This window comes from Lentzea sp. NPDC058436, assembly GCF_042721515.1.
Classification (GTDB): Bacteria; Actinomycetota; Actinomycetes; order Mycobacteriales; family Pseudonocardiaceae; genus Lentzea.
On sequence record NZ_JBHXLF010000002.1, the window covers coordinates 1,292,205 to 1,311,603 of the forward strand.

Annotated in this window: 15 protein-coding genes; 11 read left to right on the top strand and 4 right to left on the bottom strand. The window is 70.0% G+C overall.

Annotation, left to right across the window (positions count from 1 at the left end; translation table 11 throughout):
- Positions 1-100: 100 nt before the first annotated feature.
- The 9 genes from ACFWN2_RS13130 (at position 101) to ACFWN2_RS13170 (ending at position 13,523) form a co-directional block, all read left to right on the top strand.
- Entirely contained in the window at positions 101-1,987 is a 1,887-nt protein-coding gene (locus ACFWN2_RS13130; RefSeq protein WP_382427240.1) for a glycoside hydrolase family 127 protein, read from the top strand.
- 21 nt (positions 1,988-2,008) lie between these two features.
- Positions 2,009-3,253 carry an ABC transporter substrate-binding protein gene (locus ACFWN2_RS13135; protein WP_382427242.1) on the top strand — a complete coding sequence of 415 codons (1,245 nt, stop codon included), beginning with the start codon at positions 2,009-2,011 and terminating at the stop codon, positions 3,251-3,253.
- A gap of 3 nt (positions 3,254-3,256) precedes the next feature.
- On the top strand, positions 3,257-4,078 hold the full coding sequence (locus ACFWN2_RS13140) for a carbohydrate ABC transporter permease (protein ID WP_382427244.1): 822 nt from the start codon (positions 3,257-3,259) through the stop codon (positions 4,076-4,078).
- Positions 4,075-4,863, top strand: coding sequence for a carbohydrate ABC transporter permease (locus ACFWN2_RS13145; RefSeq protein ID WP_382427245.1), 789 nt, complete (start codon positions 4,075-4,077; stop codon positions 4,861-4,863). The genes ACFWN2_RS13140 and ACFWN2_RS13145 overlap by 4 nt, the downstream gene beginning before the upstream one ends.
- Before the next feature lie 10 nt (positions 4,864-4,873).
- Positions 4,874-5,695, top strand: coding sequence for a hypothetical protein (locus ACFWN2_RS13150; RefSeq protein ID WP_382427246.1), 822 nt, complete (start codon positions 4,874-4,876; stop codon positions 5,693-5,695).
- Positions 5,695-8,127: a beta-L-arabinofuranosidase domain-containing protein gene (locus ACFWN2_RS13155; protein ID WP_382427247.1), complete on the top strand. Its 2,433-nt coding sequence runs from the start codon at positions 5,695-5,697 to the stop codon at positions 8,125-8,127. Before ACFWN2_RS13150 ends, ACFWN2_RS13155 begins: the two co-directional genes overlap by 1 nt.
- A gap of 9 nt (positions 8,128-8,136) precedes the next feature.
- Positions 8,137-9,540, top strand: coding sequence for a glycoside hydrolase family 43 protein (locus tag ACFWN2_RS13160; RefSeq protein ID WP_382427249.1), 1,404 nt, complete (start codon positions 8,137-8,139; stop codon positions 9,538-9,540).
- Entirely contained in the window at positions 9,519-12,326 is a 2,808-nt protein-coding gene (locus ACFWN2_RS13165; protein ID WP_382427251.1) for a discoidin domain-containing protein, read from the top strand. Before ACFWN2_RS13160 ends, ACFWN2_RS13165 begins: the two co-directional genes overlap by 22 nt.
- Positions 12,327-12,410: 84 nt before the next feature.
- The gene (locus ACFWN2_RS13170) at positions 12,411-13,523 is read left to right on the top strand and encodes a DNA alkylation repair protein (protein WP_382427253.1); all 1,113 of its coding nucleotides are present in this window, start codon (positions 12,411-12,413) and stop codon (positions 13,521-13,523) included.
- Here ACFWN2_RS13170 and ACFWN2_RS13175 read toward each other — a convergent pair.
- Positions 13,513-13,866 (bottom strand): MerR family transcriptional regulator, encoded by a 354-nt coding sequence (locus tag ACFWN2_RS13175; RefSeq protein WP_382427254.1) that lies wholly within the window; start codon positions 13,864-13,866, stop codon positions 13,513-13,515. The two genes, ACFWN2_RS13170 and ACFWN2_RS13175, sit on opposite strands and share 11 nt — an antisense overlap.
- Before the next feature lie 130 nt (positions 13,867-13,996).
- Here ACFWN2_RS13175 and ACFWN2_RS13180 point away from each other — a divergent pair, with 130 nt between their 5' ends.
- Together ACFWN2_RS13180 and ACFWN2_RS13185 are read left to right on the top strand one after the other, a co-directional pair.
- Positions 13,997-15,199 (top strand): MFS transporter, encoded by a 1,203-nt coding sequence (locus tag ACFWN2_RS13180; protein WP_382427255.1) that lies wholly within the window; start codon positions 13,997-13,999, stop codon positions 15,197-15,199.
- Positions 15,196-15,921 carry a hypothetical protein gene (locus ACFWN2_RS13185; protein WP_382427256.1) on the top strand — a complete coding sequence of 242 codons (726 nt, stop codon included), beginning with the start codon at positions 15,196-15,198 and terminating at the stop codon, positions 15,919-15,921. Before ACFWN2_RS13180 ends, ACFWN2_RS13185 begins: the two co-directional genes overlap by 4 nt.
- A gap of 45 nt (positions 15,922-15,966) precedes the next feature.
- Here the strand turns inward: ACFWN2_RS13185 and ACFWN2_RS13190 are convergent, their stop codons facing one another.
- The 3 genes from ACFWN2_RS13190 to ACFWN2_RS13200 all read right to left on the bottom strand — a co-directional run bounded on the left by ACFWN2_RS13190 (position 15,967) and on the right by ACFWN2_RS13200 (position 19,397).
- The gene (locus tag ACFWN2_RS13190) at positions 15,967-16,863 is read right to left on the bottom strand and encodes an alpha/beta hydrolase family protein (protein ID WP_382427257.1); all 897 of its coding nucleotides are present in this window, start codon (positions 16,861-16,863) and stop codon (positions 15,967-15,969) included.
- 53 nt (positions 16,864-16,916) lie between these two features.
- Positions 16,917-17,522, bottom strand: a complete 606-nt coding sequence (locus ACFWN2_RS13195; protein WP_382427258.1) for an acetoacetate decarboxylase family protein — start codon at positions 17,520-17,522, stop codon at positions 16,917-16,919.
- Positions 17,523-17,714: 192 nt separating this feature from the next.
- Entirely contained in the window at positions 17,715-19,397 is a 1,683-nt protein-coding gene (locus ACFWN2_RS13200) for a GMC oxidoreductase (protein ID WP_382427259.1), read from the bottom strand.
- Positions 19,398-19,399: the final 2 nt, after the last annotated feature.

Sequence of the window (19,399 nt, forward strand, 5' to 3'; positions counted from 1 at the left end):
CCATCGAAATCCTTTCGAACGAGATTCGACTGCGCATTCGACGATTTCTGGTCCTGATGGCGCATTGTCGAAATCGTTTTCGGTCTCCAGAGTGCGTTGTGTGGCAGCGAAGCGCAACACCCGGTCGATCCGCGGGCCAGTCGTCCCGTCCCGAGGACCTCTCCGTCCACTCGGGACGGACGAGGTGCGCGTCACCGGTGGTTTCTGGGAGTCGCGGCAACGGGTCAACGGCGAACGGTCGCTCGCCCACGCGCTGGAGTGGATGGAGCGACTGGGCTGGACCGGCAACTTCACCGCCGTCGGTGGCGGTGCGGGATCACGCCGGCGAAAAGGACGGGAGTTCTCCGACTCCGAGGTCTACAAACTCGTCGAGGCGATGTCGTGGGAGCACGGCAGAGCGCCGAACTCCGAACTCGACGCCCGCGTCGGCGCGCTCACCGCCGGCTTCGCCACCGCCCAGGCCGAGGACGGCTACCTGAGCACCTCGTTCGGCCGGGACTGGCAGCGGCCCCGCTACAGCGACCTGGCCTGGGGCCACGAGCTCTACTGCACCGGGCACCTGCTGCAGGCGGCGGTGGCGCGAACGAGGGTGTCAGGCCCCGGACCGTTGCTGGAGGTCGCCCTGCGCGCGGCGGACCACGTCTGCGAGCGGTTCCGGCAGGACGGCACGGGGATCTGCGGGCATCCCGAGATCGAGACCGCGCTGGTGGAACTGGCGCGGCTGACGGGGGAGCAGCGCTACCTCGACCAGGCCGCGCTGTTCGTCGAACGGCGCGGGCACCGGAGCCTGCCCGCGCACGAGTTCGGCTGGTCCTACTTCAACGACGACGTCCCGGTGCGCAAGGCGACGGTCCTGCGCGGACACGCGGTGCGCTCGCTGTACCTGGCGTGCGGGGCCGTGGACGTGGCGGTCGAGACCGGGGACGACGACCTGCTGGACGCCGTGGCGGAGCAGTTCGACCGCGCCTGGGCGCGCCGGGCGCACCTCACCGGCGGCATGGGGTCGCGCCACCAGGACGAGGCGTTCGGGGACGACTTCGTGCTGCCCGCCGATCGCGCGTACGCCGAGACGTGCGCGGGCGTGGCCACCGTCATGCTCGCCCAGCGGCTGCTGCTGGCCACCGGCGAGAGCCGCTACGCCGACGTCTCCGAACGCCTGCTGCACAACCTGATCGCGGGCGCGATCGGTGACGACGGGCGGAGCTTCTTCTACGCCAACACGTTGCACCAGCGCACGCCCGCACAGCCGTGGCACGGCGGCGAGCGGCTCGACGTCGTGGGCGGGATCAGGGCACCGTGGTACGAGGTGTCGTGCTGCCTGCCGAACCTAGCGCGGCTGCTCGCGAGCCTGTCGTCGTACCTGGTCACCGCCGACGACACGGGCCTGCGCCTGCACCAGTACGCGACCTGCGAGGTGGAGACCGAACTCGCCGACGGCCGTCCGGTCGGCGTCGAGGTGCGCACCTCGTACCCAGAGGGCGGAGACGTGGCCGTGCGGGTGACCAGGGGCGACGGACCCTGGTCGATCGGCCTGCGCGTGCCGGGCTGGGCGGCGGGAGCGGTGCTCGTGGTCGACGGAGAGCGCCGCCCTGCCGCACCGGGAGATGTCGTCGTGAGCCGGAACTGGGCGGTGGGCGAGGAGATCCGTCTGGAACTGCCGATGCGGCCCCGGTTCACCCGGCCGGACCCGCGCATCGACGCCCTGCGCGGGTGCGTCGCGGTCGAACGCGGGCCGGTCGTGCTGTGCGCGGAGTCGTTGGGGGAGAACAACCTCGACGCGCTGAGGGTCTGCTCCGAGCACGAACCGGAGCAGGCGGGTGACGCGGCGCTCGTGCGGGCGCGGTTCGACGTGCCGGCCAACGCCTCGTGGCCGTACGGCGTGCCGCTGGCCGAACGAGGCCCGGCCACCCCGTTGCGGCTCACGCCCTACCACCGCTGGGCCCGCCGGGGCCCCTCGACGATGCGCGTCTGGCTCCCTGCCGACTGACCACGTCTCAAAGGAGAGACCGTGAAAGCGAAGCTCGCGGCAGTCGCACTGCTGCTGGCCACCGCCGCGTGCGGTGCGGACGAACCCGGCGCCGCCGACGACGGCGCGACCCTCACGCTGTGGACCCGCGCGGCGACCGAGGCCGTGTCCAAGGCGTACGCCGACGCCTACAACGCCTCGCACCGCAACAAGGTCGAGGTCACCGCGTACCCCAACGAGGAGTACCCCGCGAAGCTCGCCTCGGCTGCGGGCGCCAGGTCGCTGCCGGACCTGTTCGCCGCGGACGTCGTCTTCGCACCGCAGTACGCCTCGCAGGGCCTGTGGGCCGACGTCACCGAGCAGTTCAGGTCGTTGCCGTTCAAGGACTCCGTGGCCCCCTCGCACGTCCGCGCCGGCACGTGGGAAGGCCGCAACCACGCCGTGCCGCACACCATCGACCTGTCGGTGATGCTCTACAACAAGGACCTGTACGCGAAAGCCGGTCTCGACCCGGAGAAGCCACCGCGCACGCTCACGGAGTTCGCCGAGCACGCCCGCAGGATCGACCAGCTGGGCGACGACGTCCACGGCACGTACTTCGGCGGCAACTGCGGCGGCTGCGTCGAGTTCACGCTCTGGCCCTCGGTCTGGGCGGCGGGCGGTGAGGTGCTCGACGCCGACGGCCGCACCGCGCAGGTCGACTCGCCCGAGATGGCCGAGGTGTTCGCCGTGTACCGCGACCTCTTCGACTCCGGCGTCGCGTCCCCCGCGTCGAAGAGCGAGGCCGGCCCGACGTGGCTCGGGGCGTTGCAGGGCGGGAAGGTCGGCATCGCGCCCGGCCCGTCGGTGTGGCTCAACGCGATCGAGTCCAAGGGCGTGAAGACGGGCCTCGCGCCGATCCCCGGTCTCACCGGTGGCGAGTCGACGTTCGTCGGCGGGGACTCGATCGGGATCGGCGCCACGAGCGGGAAGGCCGCGCAGGCATGGGACTTCCTGGCCTGGACGATGTCCGACGAGGCCCAGGTCGAGGTGATCGCGCAACGCAAGGGCGTGCCGGTGCGCACCGACCTGGCGTCGAACAAGTACTCCTCCGCCGATCCGCGGCTGGTCACGGCGAACGGGTTGGTGGCCAAGGGGAAGACGCCGTACGCCCGCAACTTCAACGCCACGTTCAACGACCCGCAGGGGCCGTGGCTGACGACCGTGCGCGGTGCGTTGTTCGGTGACGCGGGCAAGGCGCTCGCGACGGGCAACGAGGCGATCACCAAGTCGTTGCGGCAGGGCTGAACCGTGCGCAGGCGAGCGGTCACCGGAGCCCTCTACGCCACGCCCGCCGCGGTGCTGGTCGGGCTGTTCTTCGTGGTTCCGCTGCTGCTCGTCGTCTGGATGTCGTTGCACCGCTGGCCGTTGCTCGGCACACCGAGGCTCAACGCGCCGGGCAACTACACCGGGATCGTGGACAACACCCTGGTGAGCTCGGCCGCCTGGTTCACCCTGCGGTACACGGTGCTGATCACCGCGTTGCTGTTCGTCCTCGCGTTCGGGCTCGCGCTGCTCGTGCAGAACCGCAGGCCCGGCGTCGGGTTCTTCCGCACCGCGTTCTTCCTGCCGATGGCTGTCGGGTTCGCCAGCGCGTCCCTGCTGTTCCTCGGCCTGCTCAGCGACGAGATCGGCCCGTTCCCCACCGGCGGCGACAGCCCGGGACTCGGCTCGGCCGTGCTGCTGGTGCTGTGGCGGTTCGCCGGGTTCAACATGCTGATCCTGCTGACCGGGCTGCAGGCCATCCCGCTCGACGTCTACGAGGCCGCGCGGATCGACGGCGCGAGCCGCTGGCAGGTGTTCGGCAGGATCACCCTGCCGTTGATGCGCCCGACGATCGCGCTCGTGCTCACCATGATGATCACCGGCTCGTTGCTCGCGTTCGACCAGTTCTGGATCCTCACCAGGGGAGGGCCGGACAACAGCACCACCTCGCTGGTGATGGTGATCTACCGGGAGGCGTTCGTCCGGCTCGACCTCGGGTCGGCGGCCGGCGTCTCGGTCGTGCTGCTGGTGCTGCTGGCCGTGGTCAGCTCGGTGCAGTTCGCCGTCCTGCGCCGGAGGCCGGCATGAGGACCTCCTACTACGTCACGGGTTCCGCGCTCGCGATCCTGTTCCTGTTCCCGCTGCTGTGGAGCGGGTGGGCGTCGGTGCGCACCGACACCGGGTTCGGCCTGGAGAACTACGCGCGGCTCTTCACCTCCGGCAACGGGATCCGCGCGGCGCACGTCCTCAACAGCGTGGTCGTCAGTGCGCTGACCGTGACCGGAACCCTGGTCGTGGCCACGTTCGCGGGCTACGCGTTCGGCCGGTTCCGCTTTCCCGGCCGCGACCTGCTCTTCCTGCTCACGCTCGCGATCCTGATGGTGCCGTACGCGACGATCCTGATCGCGTTGTACGTCCTGCTCGGCTGGTTCGGGTTGGAGGACTCGCTGGTGGGCCTCAGCCTGGTGCTGATCGTCTTCCAGCTGCCGTTCTCGGTGTTCATGATGCGCAACAGCTTCGAGGCCGTGCCGGTCGAACTGGAGGAGTCCGCCCGCGTCGACGGGTGCTCCAGCTTCGGCACGCTGGTGCGGATCATGCTGCCCGCCGTCCGGCCGGGACTCGTCACCGTCGGGCTCTTCGCGTTCCTCACGTCGTGGAGCGAGTTCTTCGCCCCGCTGATCCTGCTCAACTCCACGGAGAAGTTCACCGCCGTCCTCGCCGTGGTCAACATGCGGACCGCCGGTCACGGCTCGATCGACTACGCCGCCCTGGAGGCGGGCGTGGTCTTCATGGCCGTGCCGTGCCTGGTGCTGTTCGCGTTCATGCAACGCAGCTACGTCCGGGGATTCACCTCGGGCGCGCTGAAAGGCTGAGGAGGCCGGCATGACCCGGTTCTGGAAAGGACTGCTGACCGCTGTGTTCGCGGCGGCGATGACGGCGAGCGTGGCAGCGCCGGCGAGAGCGGACACGTGGGCCCCGCCCTCGAACCTCGTGACTCCGCTCAACCAGGTGTGGCAGCACGTCGAGAGCACCTACGGAGACCTCTACGGGTTCCGCAACTACGGCTGGGACCAGCTGTTCGCCAACCGCGGCTACCTGAACTTCTGCGTGCGCTGGGACTCGCCGCAGCCGGTCACCGCGCAGCAACGCGACGCGGTGCACGCGCAGCTCACCCGGCAGTACCAGAAGTGGATGGCCGTGATGGCCGGGCACAACAACTTCCCGTACGCGTCCGTGCCGATCAAGGTCGTCGGCTGGGCCGTGCGCGACCGCAACCAGCTGAAGTGGACGGACAACTCCGTCGACATCTACGTCAACGACATCCGCGAGAACGCCCCGCAGTGCTCAGAGGGTTGCGGCAGGTTCTTCAACCGCAACGGCAGCTACCCGCGGTGTCCCGGTGGCGTCGCACGGCACTACGACCAGTCGTTGTGGCTCACGGCCGGGATGGGCGGCGGCGCCGGAGGTGACTGGGGCCAGCGAATCGGCAGCGAGTACTTCATGAACAACCTGAACTCGTCGGACGTCCACATCCTGCTGCACGAGATCGGGCACACGTTCGGCCTGGACGACTTCTACGACTGGTCTCCGAGCGGTGTCGGCGGGTTCCTGATGAAGGCGGGCAGCGCCAGCGTGATCACCGAGTTCGACAAGTGGATGTTCCGCGACTGGTGGCGGCACCTGAAGAACAGGTACGGCTTCTGATGGCGCCCCAACCTTCCCGGCGCACCGTGCTGCGGGCGGGTGCGATCGCCGTCGCGGCGGCGGCCGTGCCCACCCGCGCGCTCGCCGCGGCACGCCCCGACTTCGGGGTGTCCGCCGAGCTGTTCGGCCTCGGCGCGGTGACCCTGCTGCCGGGCCCGTTCCGGGACAACACCCTCCGCACCCACGCCTACCTGAAGTTCCTCGACCCCGACCGGTTGCTGCACACGTTCCGCCGCAACGTCCTGCTCGCGTCGAGCGCCACCCCCTGCGGGGGCTGGGAGTCCCCCTCCACCGAACTGCGCGGGCACTCGACGGGGCACGTGCTGACCGCGCTGGCCCAGGCCTACGCCGCCACCGGTGACACGGCGTTCTCCACCAAGGCGGCCTACCTGGTCGACCAGCTGGCGGTGTGCCAGGAACGGTCGGGGACGGCCGGGTTCAGCACCGGCTACCTGTCGGCGTTCCCCGAGAGCTTCATCGGCAGGGTCGAGGCGCGCGAACAGGTCTGGGCGCCCTACTACACCCTGCACAAGATCATGGCAGGGCTGCTCGACGTGCACCTGCTCACCGGCAACGCCCAGGCGCTGACGGTGCTCTCGCGGAAGGCGGCGTGGACGTCCTGGCGCAACGGCAGACTGGGCCACGACCAGCGGCAGAACATGCTCGACACCGAGTTCGGCGGCATGAACGAGGTGCTGGCGAACCTGTACCAGCTCACCGGCGACCCGGCGCACCTCACGACCGCGCAGTACTTCGACCACGCGGAGGTGTTCGACCCGCTGGCGCAGAACCGCGACGCGCTGAACGGCTACCACGCCAACACCCAGATCCCGAAGGCGATCGGGGCGATCCGCGAGTACCACGCGACCGGCACGGCCCGGTACCGCGACATCGCCCGCAACTTCTGGGAGTTCGTCGCCGGCGCGCACAGCTACGTGATCGGCGGCAACTCCAACGGCGAGTACTTCAAGGCACCCGGCAGGATCGCGTCGGAACTGTCCGACACCACCTGCGAGTGCTGCAACTCTTACAACATGCTGAAGCTGACCGCGCAGCTGTTCCGGACGAACTCGGCCGACGCGCGGTACTTCGACTTCTACGAGAAGACCCTCTACAACCACCTGCTGGGCGCGCAGAACCCGAGCTCGACCCACGGCCACCACAGCTACTACACGCCGCTGCGGCCCGGTGGGATCCGCACGTACAGCAACGACTACAACGACTTCACCTGCTGCCACGGCACCGGGATGGAGACGAACACCGCGCACAGCGGCCGGATCTACGCGCACTCGGGCACCACGTTGTACGTCAACCTGTTCGTCGCCTCCTCGCTGAGCTGGCGTGGGTTCACCGTGCGGCAGGAGACGTCGTTCCCGGAGTCGGCGTCGTCGAGGCTGACCATCACCGGGTCCGGGGCGATCGACCTGCGCGTGCGCGTTCCGGGGTGGGCCTCCGGTGCCCAGATCAGGGTCAACGGGGTGGCGCAGCCGGCCACGCCCGGCACTTATGCGCGGATCGACCAGTCGTGGTCGAGCGGTGACGTCGTGGAGATCAGCCTGCCCATGACGCTGAATCGGGAGTCCACTCCGGACAACCGCACGGTGCAGGCGGTGCGCCACGGCCCGATCGTGCTGGCGGGCGCCTACGGGACGAACAACCTGCAGTCACTGCCGGTGCTCCAGCCGTCGACGATCCGGGCCACCTCGACCCCGTTGCAGTACACGGCCACGGCGAGCACCGGCCAGGTGACGCTGATGCCGTTCTACAAGGTGCACGGGCAGAGGTACTCGGTGTACTGGACCGTCGCCGCCGAGACACCGCCGTTCGTCGCGCACTACCCGTTCGACGGCAACGCGAACGATGCGACCGGCAACGGCCTGCACGCGGCGCTCGCGGGCGGTGCGGCGTGGACGACCGGCCGTGGCGGGCAGGCCGTGGACCTGTCCGGCTCCGGCGCACACGTGGTGCTGCCGTCCGGGCTGCTGGCGACCGCCTCGTCGTTCAGCATCGCCACGTGGGTGCGGCTGGACGCCGTGACGACCTGGTCGCGGGTGTTCGACCTCGGGTCCGGCACCGGGGCCTATGCGTTCCTGACGCCGCTGAGCTCGTCCGGTGGCGTGCGGTTCGCGTTGACGACCGGGGGAGCGGGGGCGGAGCAGCAGATCAACGCGTCCGCGGCGCTTCCCCAGGGCGTCTGGACGCATGTCGCCGTGACGCAGAACGGTGATCTCGGCGTCCTGTACGTCAACGGCGTGGAGGTGGGCCGCAACTCGTCGATGACGGCGAGGCTCGGCAACACCGCGCAGAACTGGATCGGGCGCTCGCAGTACGCGAACGACCCGTACCTCGACGGCGCCGTGGACTCGTTCCGCGTCTACGGCCGCGCACTCAGCGTTGCGGAGGTCGCGAACCTCCACTCGACCGGCACGTGAGGAGAACCGATGCGCGCCACCCTGCTGGGCGCCGCGACCTTGCTGGTGGCGGGCGTTGTCGTGGCAACGCCCGCCCACGCGGCCAACCCGATCGTCACCTCGGTCCACACCGCCGACCCGGCTCCACTGGTCGTCGGCAACACGATGTACGTCCACGCCGGACGGGACGAAGCCGCGTCCGGCCAGCAGAACTTCCTCATGCGCGAGTGGCGCGTCCTGTCGACCACCGACGCCGCCACCTGGACCGACCACGGCGCGAAGATGAACATCGGCACGTTCCGCTGGGCCGGCGCCGACGCGTGGGCCAGTGAGGTGGAACCCAGGAACGGCAAGTACTACTGGTACACCTCGGTCAACGGCAACGGCGCCGGGTGGATGGACATCGGCGTCGCGGTCGGCGACAGCCCGCTCGGCCCGTTCACCGACGCCAAGGGTGGGCCGCTGATCAGCGACAGCACCCCGAACTCGTCCGGTCTCAACATCGACCCGACGGTCTTCACCGACGACGACGGCCAGGCCTACCTGTACTGGGGCAGCTACTGGGGTGCGCGGGCGGCGAAGCTCAAGCCGAACATGATCGAACTCGACGGTGCGGTCGTGACCCCGCAGGGCCTGACGAACTTCTGGGAAGCGCCGTTCCTGTTCAAGCGCAACGATCTCTACTACATGATCTACGCGGCCAACGACACCAACGGCTGCGTCACGTCGTCCAGCTACGCCTGCCAGCGCTATGCCACCGCCACGAACCCGATGGGCCCGTGGACACACCGCGGTGTCGTGCTCGGCCAGGTCTCCTCGACCACCAACCACGCGGGCGTCGCGCAGTTCAACGGCCAGTGGTACATGGTCTACCACAACGCGAACGCTCCCGGCGGCGGCAACTTCCGCCGGTCGGTGGCAGTCGATCTGCTGCACTTCAACGCCGACGGCACGATGCAGCGCGTCGTCCAGACGACCACGGGCCCACCGCCGAACCCCGGCGGTGGCAGCACGAACATCGCCCCGGCCGCGACGGTCTCCACCTCGTACGTCTCACCGTGGGAGACCACCGCGGCGGTCAACAACGGCGTGACGCCGTCGAGTTCGGCGGACCGCTCGAACCTCGTCTACGGCAACTGGCCCGAGCAGGGCACGCAGTGGCTGGAGTACACCTGGCCGTCCGCGCAGTCGATCAACCGCAGCGCGGTCTACTGGTTCGACGACGACCAGGGCATCGACCTGCCCGCGTCGTGCCGCCTGCAGTACTGGACCGGCAGCGCCTACGCAGACCTGCCCGGCTCCTGCGGGACGGCCGCGAACACCTTCAACACCAGCACGTTCACCACCGTGTCCACCACCCGGTTGCGGTTGAGCATCACCGCGAGGACCGGCCTCTCGACGGGAGTCCTGGAATGGCAAGCCTTCGCCGCCTGACGGCGCCCGCGCTGGCCGTCGTGCTGCTCGCGGCCGGGCTGACCCCCGCGTCGGCCGCGCAGCCCATTGGTTATCCGACGTTCACCGGTCCGTCCGTCCCGGCACCCCCGGCCGCCTACAGCACCGCGAGCACGATGCACGCGATCTACGACGCCGAGGTCGGCGGCACCGACTTCTGGATGGACCGCCTGCTGGCCAGGCCCGGCAGCGACCCGGCGGGCAACTTCCTGATGACGCGCGGGCGCGGGTTGTTCATGTACACGCACAACCCCTCGGTGATCGGCTTCGGCGGCAGGTCCGCCTACTGGGACGACATCAGCGGCCAGAACGCGTACTCGGTCGCGCTGTCACCCGGCACGTTCACCGAGCAGGTCTCCCAGCGGGTGCAGAAGCCCAGCCACTACCGGGCCGTCTTCGCCAGCGGCGCGATCCGGGTCGAGATGACCAAGTTCATCACCCACAACAACGTGGCGGTGACGAACCTGACGATGCTGAACACCGGCAGCGCGCCCGTCGTGGTCGGGTTGCGCGCGACCTCGCCGTACGCGACGACCGCGAGCGGCGACGAACTGGTCGGCAGCCGGGCGGTGAAGAACAACCTCACCACCATCAGGCCGCGCCTGTCCGGTGACGGGTTCGCGGTGAACAACAGCGGCCTGGAGAGGTCGGTCACCCTCAGCGTCGGCCAGAGCGTCACCACGAAGGTGGCGATGGGCTTCCCGACGACCGAGATCCCCGCCTCGTCGACCGAGTACCAGTCCTACCGCGGCTACACGCCCCAGACGGCGTTCGCCACCCACGTGCGCGCCTACAACCGCTGGTGGGCGGACAACATCCCGTACATCGACGTGCCGGACCAGGCGATCAAGAAGAACGTCTACTACCGCTGGTGGCTGATGCGCTTCAACCACCTCGACGTCGACATCCCCGGCCAGGACTACCAGTTCCCGGTCTCGGTCGAGGGCGCCACGGGCTACAACAACGCGATCGTGCTGACTCAGCCGATGCACATCGACGACCTCAAGTACCTGCGCGACCCCGTCTACTCCTACGGACCCTGGCTCTCGGCCGGGCAGACTTCCAAGGGCGGCCGGTTCCTCGACAACCCCGGCGACCCGGAGAACTGGTCCAACTCCTACACCCAGTACATCTCCGAGGCCGCCTGGCGCAGCTACCAGGTCCACGGCGGCCAGCCGTCGATCGCCGCCCTGCTGGCCCGGTACGCGGAAGGCGACGCGAAGGGCCAGCTCTCGTTCTACGACACCAACAACAACGGTGTGATCGAGTACGACTGGGGCGCGTTGACCGGCAACGACGCCGACGCGGTGTCGTTCGACTGGCGGGCGGGCCGTCTCGACCGCGCGGAGACGGCGTACGTGTGGAGCGGAGCCGTTGCCGCACAACAGGCCTACGCCCTGGCCGGCAACACCGCGAAGGCCACCGAGATGCAGGCGCTCGCCGACCGGATCCGTTCAGGAGTCGTCAACACCCTCTGGAACCCGTCCCGGCAGCTGCTGGAGCACAAGCACGTCGCCACGAACACGCACGTGCCGTGGAAGGAGATCAACAACTACTACCCGTTCTCGGTCGGCCTGATGCCGAACACCGACCAGTACAAACAGGCGCTGCGGCTCTTCGCGGACGCGGCCGAGTACCCGGTCTTCCCGTTCTACACGGCCAACCAGCGCGACAAGGCGGCAGCGGCGGCGGCAGGCCATCCCGGCTCGAACAACTTCTCCACGATCAACTCGACGGTCCAGTTCCGCCTCTACTCCTCGGCGCTGCGCAACTACCCGAACCAGTGGATGACCGCCGAGGACTACAAGAAGCTGCTCTACTGGAACACCTGGGCGCAGTACATCGGCGGCAACACGCAATGGCCTGACGCCAACGAGTTCTGGGCCGACTGGAACGGCAGCACGATCCAGTACCGGTCGTGGATCCACCACAACATCCTCGGCAGCGGAAACTGGACCGTCGTGGAGGACGTCGCCGGCCTGCGCCCGCGCACCGACGGCCTGATCGAGCTGTCACCGATCAACATCGGCTGGTCGCACTTCGCCGTCAACAACCTGCGCCACCGCAACACCGACCTGAGCGTCGTGTGGGACGACCCGTCCGACGGCGTGACCCGCTACAACGGTGTCCCGCAAGGCTATTCGGTGTACCTGAACGGCACCCGCGCGTTCACGGTGGACCGGCTGACCCGCGTCCTCTACGACCCCGCGACCGGCACGGTCACGCTGCCCTCCGGCGGCACGGTCACCCACCAGACGTCGATCGCCGGCGTCCGCGCACCCCGCGACGTCGTGCAGAACAGCACGCGGATGGTGGACGTCTTCGCCAAGGCGGGTGTCGACCTGACCTCCACCCGTCCGAACCTGGCCCAGGGCGCGTCGGCCTCCTACACGGCGTCCGGCACGTCGGCCGCCGCCGCGGTGGACGGCTTCCCGATCAACGAACCGATCTGGGGCAGCGCCGGCTCACCGAACGCGACCGACTGGTACGAGCTGAACCTCGGGCAGCAGCGCCAGGTGGGGGAGGCGCGCCTGTACTTCCGCGACGACCGGGGCGGCAACCGCTACCGGGCGCCGGCGTCGTTCCAGGTGCAGTACTGGAACGGCAGCGCGTGGGCCGACGTGCCGGGCCAGGTGCGGACGCCGGTCTCGCCGCGGGCCAACTACAACCTCGTCCAGTTCACACCGGTCAGCACGCAACGGCTGCGCGTGGTGATGACGCACGCCGCCGGCTTCCGGACGGGGCTGACGGAGGTGAAGCTCTACTGAGCGCGACGGCGGACGGGTGGGAGAACGAGCTGTGCGGCGTCTCCCACCCGTCCACGATGGACGAAGCTCGGTAGCATCGCGGGCATGCCGTTTGCCGACGAACTGATCGGTGTCCAGACCGTCCGCGCCCTCATCACCTCCTTGCGGGTCGTGAAGCCCCGAGCGCGTCTGCCGCGGCTCAGCGCCGCCGAGGCCGTCCTGCCTCCGCTGGCACTGCGGGAACGCAGCGACCTCCTGCGGGACGCGCTGCTCGACGACCTGCCGGGTGACTACGCGTCGTTCGCGCGGACCGTGCGGGCCGCCGCGGAGAAGTCGCCGTCGTTCACCGGCTGGCTGATCTGGCCCGTCACCAGCGCCGTGGCCACCAAGGCGATCAGCGAGGGCGGCACCGACGCGTTCGACGACGCCCTCGCGCTGCTCGCGGAGCTCACGCCGCGGCTGACGTCGGAGTTCGCGCTGCGTTCGTTGCTCAACGAGGACCTCGGCCGGGCACTGGGCACGATCCTCGGCTGGACCCGGTCCGAGGACGAGCACGTGCGCCGGCTCGCCTCCGAGGGCACGCGGCCGTTGCTGCCCTGGGCGATCCGCGTGCCCGGAGTTCTCACCGCACCCGAAGCGACCCTGCCGATCCTCGACGCGCTCTACCGCGACGACAGCGAGTACGTGCGGCGGTCGGTCGCCAACCACCTCAACGACATCAGCCGCCGGCACCCGGACCAGGTCGTCGCGACCGCGACCGGGTGGATGGCCGCCCCCGACGCCAACACCGCTCGTCTCGTCCGGCACGGGCTGCGCACCCTGGTCAAACAAGGACATCCCGGCGCGCTGGCGTTGCTGGGCTTCACCTCGGCGCGTCTCGACGTGGTCGGTCCGCTGCTCGCCGCCAGCACCGTGGCGATCGGGGAGACGTTGTCCTTCAAGGGATCCGTGCGCAACCTCGACCGCGAGCCCGCCCGGCTGGTGATCGACTACGTGGTCCACCACCGCAAGGCCAACGGCACGCTCACCGGCAAGACGTTCAAGCTGACCACCCGGACTGTGGAGCCGGGGGAGACCTACGAGCTCAGCCGCGAGCACTCGTTCAAGGTGCTGACCACCCGCCTCTACCACCCCGGCGAGCACGCGGTCGAGCTCCAGGTCAACGGGGTGCGGTCGGGCCGCGCGGAGTTCGTCCTGCTGGACGGCGTCACTCCTTGACGACGGCGGCCAGGTAGTCGTCGATCGCATGGAGGTTCTTCGACAGGGCCGCGATGCGGTCGGCCATGCGGCCGCGTTCCAGCCGCACCCTGCTCACGAAGTCCGGCGCGGGGTACTGCGAGATCGCCGCCTCGGCGATGCAGGGCAGCACGGCCCTGATGATCTCCGTGGTCAGCCCCGCGTCCAGCAGGCTGCGGATCTGCTCGACCCGTGCGACCGAGGACTCGTCGTAGTCGCGGTAGCCGTTCTCCTGCCGCAGGGGGCTGAGGAGGCCCTGTTCCTCGTAGTAGCGCAGCAGCCGGGCGGAGACGCCGGTCCGCTCGGTCAGCTCTTTGATCCGCATCACAACCCCGCGACCGCCGTTTGCCTTCACACTGATGTCAAGGTTGGAGCCTAGTCGAGCCGCCGCCATCGCGGAGGTCCGCCGTGAGGCCGAAAGCCTCCTTGCGGCTCTGACCATTCGAAGGAAAGTCGTGAGCACCACACTGAACGCTCCGCGGACGTCCGCGGAACGACTGCCGCTCCCGCCCCTGATCGCGCTCTTCACCGCCGGGCTGGTCACCACGCTGACCGAGGCGTTGCCGGCGGGCGTGCTGCCGCAGATGAGCAGGGCGCTGGAGGTCTCGGAGTCCGTGGCCGGTCAGACGGTCACGATCTATGCCGTCGGCACGCTGCTGACGGCGATCCCCGTCAGCCTGGCCACCTCCACCTGGCCGCGCCGCCACCTGCTGCTGACGGCGCTCGTGGGGTTCGTGATCGCCAACCTCGTGACCGCTCTCTCGTTGAGCTTCCCCCTCACGATGGCCGCCCGGTTCATCGCCGGTGCCTCGTCCGGAGTCGTGTGGAGCCTTCTCGGCGGCTACGCGTCGCGCCTGGTCGGTCCTGGGCTGAAGGGCAGGGCGATGGCGTTCGCGATGGCGGGGACACCCGTGGCGCTGTCCCTCGGCGTGCCCGTCGGGGCGTACCTCGGCAGGGCGGTCGGGTGGCAGCTCACGTTCGGCCTCGTGACGGCCCTGACCGCGCTGCTGATCTGCTGGACCGCGTGGCGGCTGCCGAACTTCCCCGGCCAGCAGGCGGAGGACCGGATCCCGTTGCGCCGCATCCTGAGGTTGCGCGGCATCCGCACAGTGCTCGCGGTGACCGGCGCGTTCGTGCTCGCGCACACCATCCTCTACACCTACATCGCGCCGATCCTCGCCGACGCCGGGCTGCAGGACCAGGTCCAGTGGGTGCTCCTCGACTTCGGCGTCGTCTCGATCGTCAGCATCTGGCTCACGGGCGTGCTGATCGACCGGCACCACCGCACGCTGGTCGTCGTCAGCACCACGCTCTTCGCCGTGGCCGCCGCAACGCTGGCCGTCGCGTCCTCCAGCCCCATCGTCGACTACGTCGCGGTCGCTGCCTGGGGACTCTCGTTCGGAGGTGTGGCCACCCTGCTGCAGTCGGCTTTGATGAGGGCGGCGGGCAGGCACGCGGACGTGGCCCAGTCGTCGATGGTGACGACCTGGAACCTCGGAATCGGTCTGGGCGGCCTGGCCGGCGGCGCGTTGCTCGCCGGGTTCGGCTCCGGATCCCTGATGATCGCGGCCGTCGTGCTGCTGGTCCCGACCGTCGTGGTCGTGGTCCTCGCTCGCGGCCACGCGTTCCCGAAAGCTCTCGTGGAAGGACGGTCATGACCGCACGAACCGACATCAACTTCTACTTCGACCCGATCTGCCCGTTCGCGTGGATGACGAGCAAGTGGGTCAGGCTCGTCCAGGCGCAACGCGGCTACACCGTCGACTGGCGGTTCATCTCGCTGCGCCAGATCAACGCGCACCTCGACTACGACAGCCACTTCCCGGCCGAGTACGAGGCCCAGCACACGGCCGGTCTGCGGTTGTTGCGGGTGGCGGCGGCGGTGCGGGAGGCGCACGGCCGTGAGGCGGTCGGCCCGCTCTACGCCGCTCTCGGCGCGCGGATCTTCGAGACCGGTCCCGACGAGGGGCGGATCCCCGGCTGGCAGGGTGATCCCGCTCTGGTCGCCGACGCGCTGGCCGAGGCGGGTCTTCCGGTGTCGTTCACCGACGCTTTGGACGACGTGGCGCGCGACGCCGAGATCCAGGCCGAGTCGGACGAGGCGTTGTCGTTGACGGGCAAGGACGTCGGCACGCCGATCATCCACTTCGAACCGCCGGAGGGCGTCGCGTTCTTCGGCCCGGTGATCAGCCGGTTGCCGGACGAGGAACAGGCCTCGGAGCTGTGGGACCACGTGGTCGGTCTCGCCCGGTTCCCCGGATTCGCCGAACTCAAGCGGAGCCTGCGCGAACGGCCGCAGCTGCCGTCGTTCGGCGTCACGACGCGGGAGACCGGCGAGGTCGAGGACTGGCACGCGGGGAGCCGCAGACTCAAGAAGTAGCGACTGCCTCCTGCTCGGTCCACAGGAGACAGTCGCCTCGGCTCGTTACTCGGTGCCCTCGAACGTGACGGCCGCATCGGTGCGGGCGGGCTGGCCCCACACGAAGTCACGCGCGGCCGGGTCGCCACTCAGGTAGTGGCGGAACCACGACGTCATGACCCGCTTCGCCGCGACGAGCTGGGCGGCGCGCGTGATGGAACCGTTGTCGCAGAACAGACCCGACGAGTCCATGAACCCGCAGTGGAACCCGCCGGTGATGGTGCGCAGCTGCCTCGACGGCGGCTTCGCGGCGAACATCGGCCGCTGGTGGTCGGCGACCGGGGTGATCGTGTCCTGCGACCCGGCCAGGAACTGGGCCGGTGCCGCGAGCGTGGCCGCCGCTGCCTTGGCCGACGGTGTCGTCTCGGCGGCGGCGTAGGTGGAGACCGCCGTGACCCTCGGGTTGCGGGCGGCCGCGAGCACCGCCGCGCCGCCGCCCATCGAGTGCCCCGCGACGCCGAGCGAGGCGGTGCTGACGTGGTCGCGGAACCGTGATCCCGCGGTGGTGTCCTGGGCGACGAGCCAGGTCAGGCCGGTGTTGAGGTCGTCGGCGAAAGTGCCGTGGTTGGGGCTTAGGCCGCCCTGCGTGGTCGGCACCACGACGACGAAACCCCACGACGCCAGGTGATTGCTGGTGCTCGTGTACTTCGACGTGGCCTGGAAGAACCCGTGCCCGAAGGCGATCGCGGGGAACCGGCCGGCCGCCACCGGCTGGTTCGTCCCGGCAGCCGTGGCGGGGTAGTGGACGCGGGCCGGCACGGACCTGCCGCCCGCGACGGCCGTGACGTCGCTGTACGCCACCGGGTACGTGCCGGGCAGGCCGTAGTCCGGTGGCGCCGCTAACGCGGCGGGGGCGGCTAGCAGGGAGGCCGCCAGGGCGAGCGTGGCAAGGATTACTCGCATGAACCACTCCTCGTGAGATGGGTGGATCCCGCGGCACGGGTGGTGCCGCGAAGTCAGGACTCGCCGAACCGCATGCGCAGGTTCGTGACCGCGAGGTGCAGGCGCGGCCGGGCGTTCGCGAGCCAGCCGAGCGCGCTGTCCGGGGCGATCCGCCAGCGCAAGCGGGTCGGGCGGACGCGGGCGGTGGTGCGCAGCTTCGTGCGATGGGCGGTGTCTCCGTGGATCTGCCACACCGAGGTCGAGATCCACGCCGGCAGTCGTGGTGCTTTCAGCGGACGTTCTTGCGCGCCGGCGATGCCGTGGGCGTCAGCGGTGATAGGTGGTGCGGCGGTGAGTGGCGTTGCGGTGGCGGTGAGGGGCGGTGCGGCGGTGAGAGGTGGTGCGGCGGTGAGCGTGAAGTCCGCCAACTGCTTGGGGATTCCCCACATCGCCCGCGCACCCCGTTGGGACGTCTCGTCGTCGACCCAGATGTCGGTGATGGTCAGCCCCGGCCGGAGTCCGCGCCGCACCACCACGGCCGCCATCAGCTCGTGGTAGGAGAGCAGGCCCGGCGGGGTGTAGTCGACGAACGCGGACACCACGACGACCCGGCCGAACAGGGTCAGCGGCACCACACCCGGCGGCGGCAGGGGCACCGCCGAGCGTGGTGCCGTCCACACCGTGAGCCAACCTCGGCCGCAGAGGTTCCACGGTGCAGGAGGGAAGTCAGCGGGCATCGGCGGAATCTCCCTTGTGAAGCAACGGTTTCGGCAGTCCGTGGGGCACGTCAGGGCATATCGGCTACCTCGCCCGCGTGCCGCGGCACATCGGCCGCTTCCGCCTCCACGTGCCGCAACGGGTCGAGGGGGATATCAGGGCACATCAGCCACCTCCCCTTCGTGCCGCGGCACCTCAGCTTCCGCCTCCACTTGCCGCAACGCGCCGGGCGCGTCCACCGGCACCGCGGGCCGGCGCGGCGCCACCGCCCGCACCCTCCGGTAGCCCGACCCGAGCGGCGGGCGCGGATCCGGCTCACCCTTGCAAGGCCACAACGACATCGCGCGCTCGGCCAGCGCCGTGATCGTCAGCGCCGGGTTGACCCCGAGGTTGGCCGGGATCGTGGAGCCGTCCACGACGTGCAGCCCGGGATGCCCGTGCACCCGGTGGTACGGGTCGACCACGCCGGTGGCGGGGGAGTCGCCGATCACGCACCCGCCGATGAGGTGCCCGGTCAGCGGGACGTCCGCCAGGTCCGTCCACGCGCCCCGCGCCACCCCTCCCGACAGCGCCGCGATCCGCCGGGCCACGTCGTGCCCGGCCGGGATCCACGACGGGTTGGGCTCGCCCTCACCCTGGGTCGTGGTGAGGCGCCCGCGCCTGGTCCGGGTGGTGAGCGAGTTGTCGAGGCTTTGCATGACCAGCAACGCGATCGTCTCCTCCGACCACCGGCGCGGGGTGTGCAGCCGCAGCGCCGTGCGGAACTCGGCCCGCAGCTGGGCGAGGCCGCGCCGCGTTCTTGCGGGACCGCCGTCGACGAGCGTGGTCATGAGCAGGCCCAGGAGGTTGCTGCCGCGTCCGTACCGGACGACCTCGACGTGCGTGTCCGCGTCCGGGTGGATCGACGACGTGATCGCGATCCCGCGCGAGTGGTCGGTCCGCCCGTCGGTCGTGCGCACCGCGACCACGGCCTCGGAGTTGGTGCGGCACAACGCTCCGAGCCGCGGCGACAGGCCGGGGAGCCCGCCGCCGTCGCGGATCTGGTGCAACAACCGCTGCGTGCCGAGCGACGCGGCGGCGAACACCACCTGGGCGCTGGTGAAGACGCGTTCCGCGCGGCCGCCGGTCCGACGAGTGCGCACGGCGTACCCGCCGGCGCTTCCCGGCTGCACGTCGGTCACCGTGGTCAGCGGCCACACCTCGGCACCGGCCTGTTCGGCGAGGTGCAGGTAGTTCTTGGGGAGTGTGTTCTTCGCGTTGTGGCGGCACCCGGTCATGCAGGCGCCGCACGCGATGCAGCCGTTGCGCTTGGGTCCCGCGCCACCGAAGAACGGGTCCTCGCCGTCGCGTCCGAAGTGGACACCGACTCGGGTCGGGCGGAAGGTCGCCTCGACGCCCATCTCGGCGGAGACCTCGCACAGCAACCGGTCTGCCTCCGTGCGCACCGGGTTCTCCACGACGCCGAGCATCCGGCTCGCCTGGTCGTAGTGCGGCGCGAGCTCGGCCCGCCAGTCGGTGATGTGCGCCCAGCGCGGATCGCGGAAGAACGACTCGGGCGGCTCGTACAGGGTGTTGGCGTACACGAGGGAACCTCCGCCGACACCGGCTCCGCTGAGGACCAGCACGTCGCGCAACGGCGTGATCCGCTGGATGCCCGTGCAGCCGATGACGGGCGCGAACAGGTAGTCGCGCAGGTGCCAGGACGTGCGCGGGAGCTCGTGGTCGGCGAACCGCCTGCCCGCCTCCAGCACGCCCACCCGGTAGCCCTTCTCGGTCAGCCGCAGGGCGGTCACCGCGCCGCCGAACCCCGAGCCGACGACCAGCACGTCGTAGTCCACGT

Excerpts from the sequence above, each read along its gene's own strand:
- ACFWN2_RS13160 (WP_382427249.1), top strand. The coding sequence starts at position 8,137 with ATGCGCGCCACCCTGCTGGGCGCCGCGACCTTGCTGGTGGCGGGCGTT.
- ACFWN2_RS13145 (WP_382427245.1), top strand. The coding sequence starts at position 4,075 with ATGAGGACCTCCTACTACGTCACGGGTTCCGCGCTCGCGATCCTGTTC.
- ACFWN2_RS13170 (WP_382427253.1), top strand. The coding sequence starts at position 12,411 with ATGCCGTTTGCCGACGAACTGATCGGTGTCCAGACCGTCCGCGCCCTC.
- ACFWN2_RS13165 (WP_382427251.1), top strand. The coding sequence starts at position 9,519 with ATGGCAAGCCTTCGCCGCCTGACGGCGCCCGCGCTGGCCGTCGTGCTG.
- ACFWN2_RS13190 (WP_382427257.1), bottom strand. The coding sequence starts at position 16,863 with ATGCGAGTAATCCTTGCCACGCTCGCCCTGGCGGCCTCCCTGCTAGCC.
- ACFWN2_RS13175 (WP_382427254.1), bottom strand. The coding sequence starts at position 13,866 with ATGCGGATCAAAGAGCTGACCGAGCGGACCGGCGTCTCCGCCCGGCTG.
- ACFWN2_RS13150 (WP_382427246.1), top strand. The coding sequence starts at position 4,874 with ATGACCCGGTTCTGGAAAGGACTGCTGACCGCTGTGTTCGCGGCGGCG.
- ACFWN2_RS13155 (WP_382427247.1), top strand. The coding sequence starts at position 5,695 with ATGGCGCCCCAACCTTCCCGGCGCACCGTGCTGCGGGCGGGTGCGATC.
- ACFWN2_RS13185 (WP_382427256.1), top strand. The coding sequence starts at position 15,196 with ATGACCGCACGAACCGACATCAACTTCTACTTCGACCCGATCTGCCCG.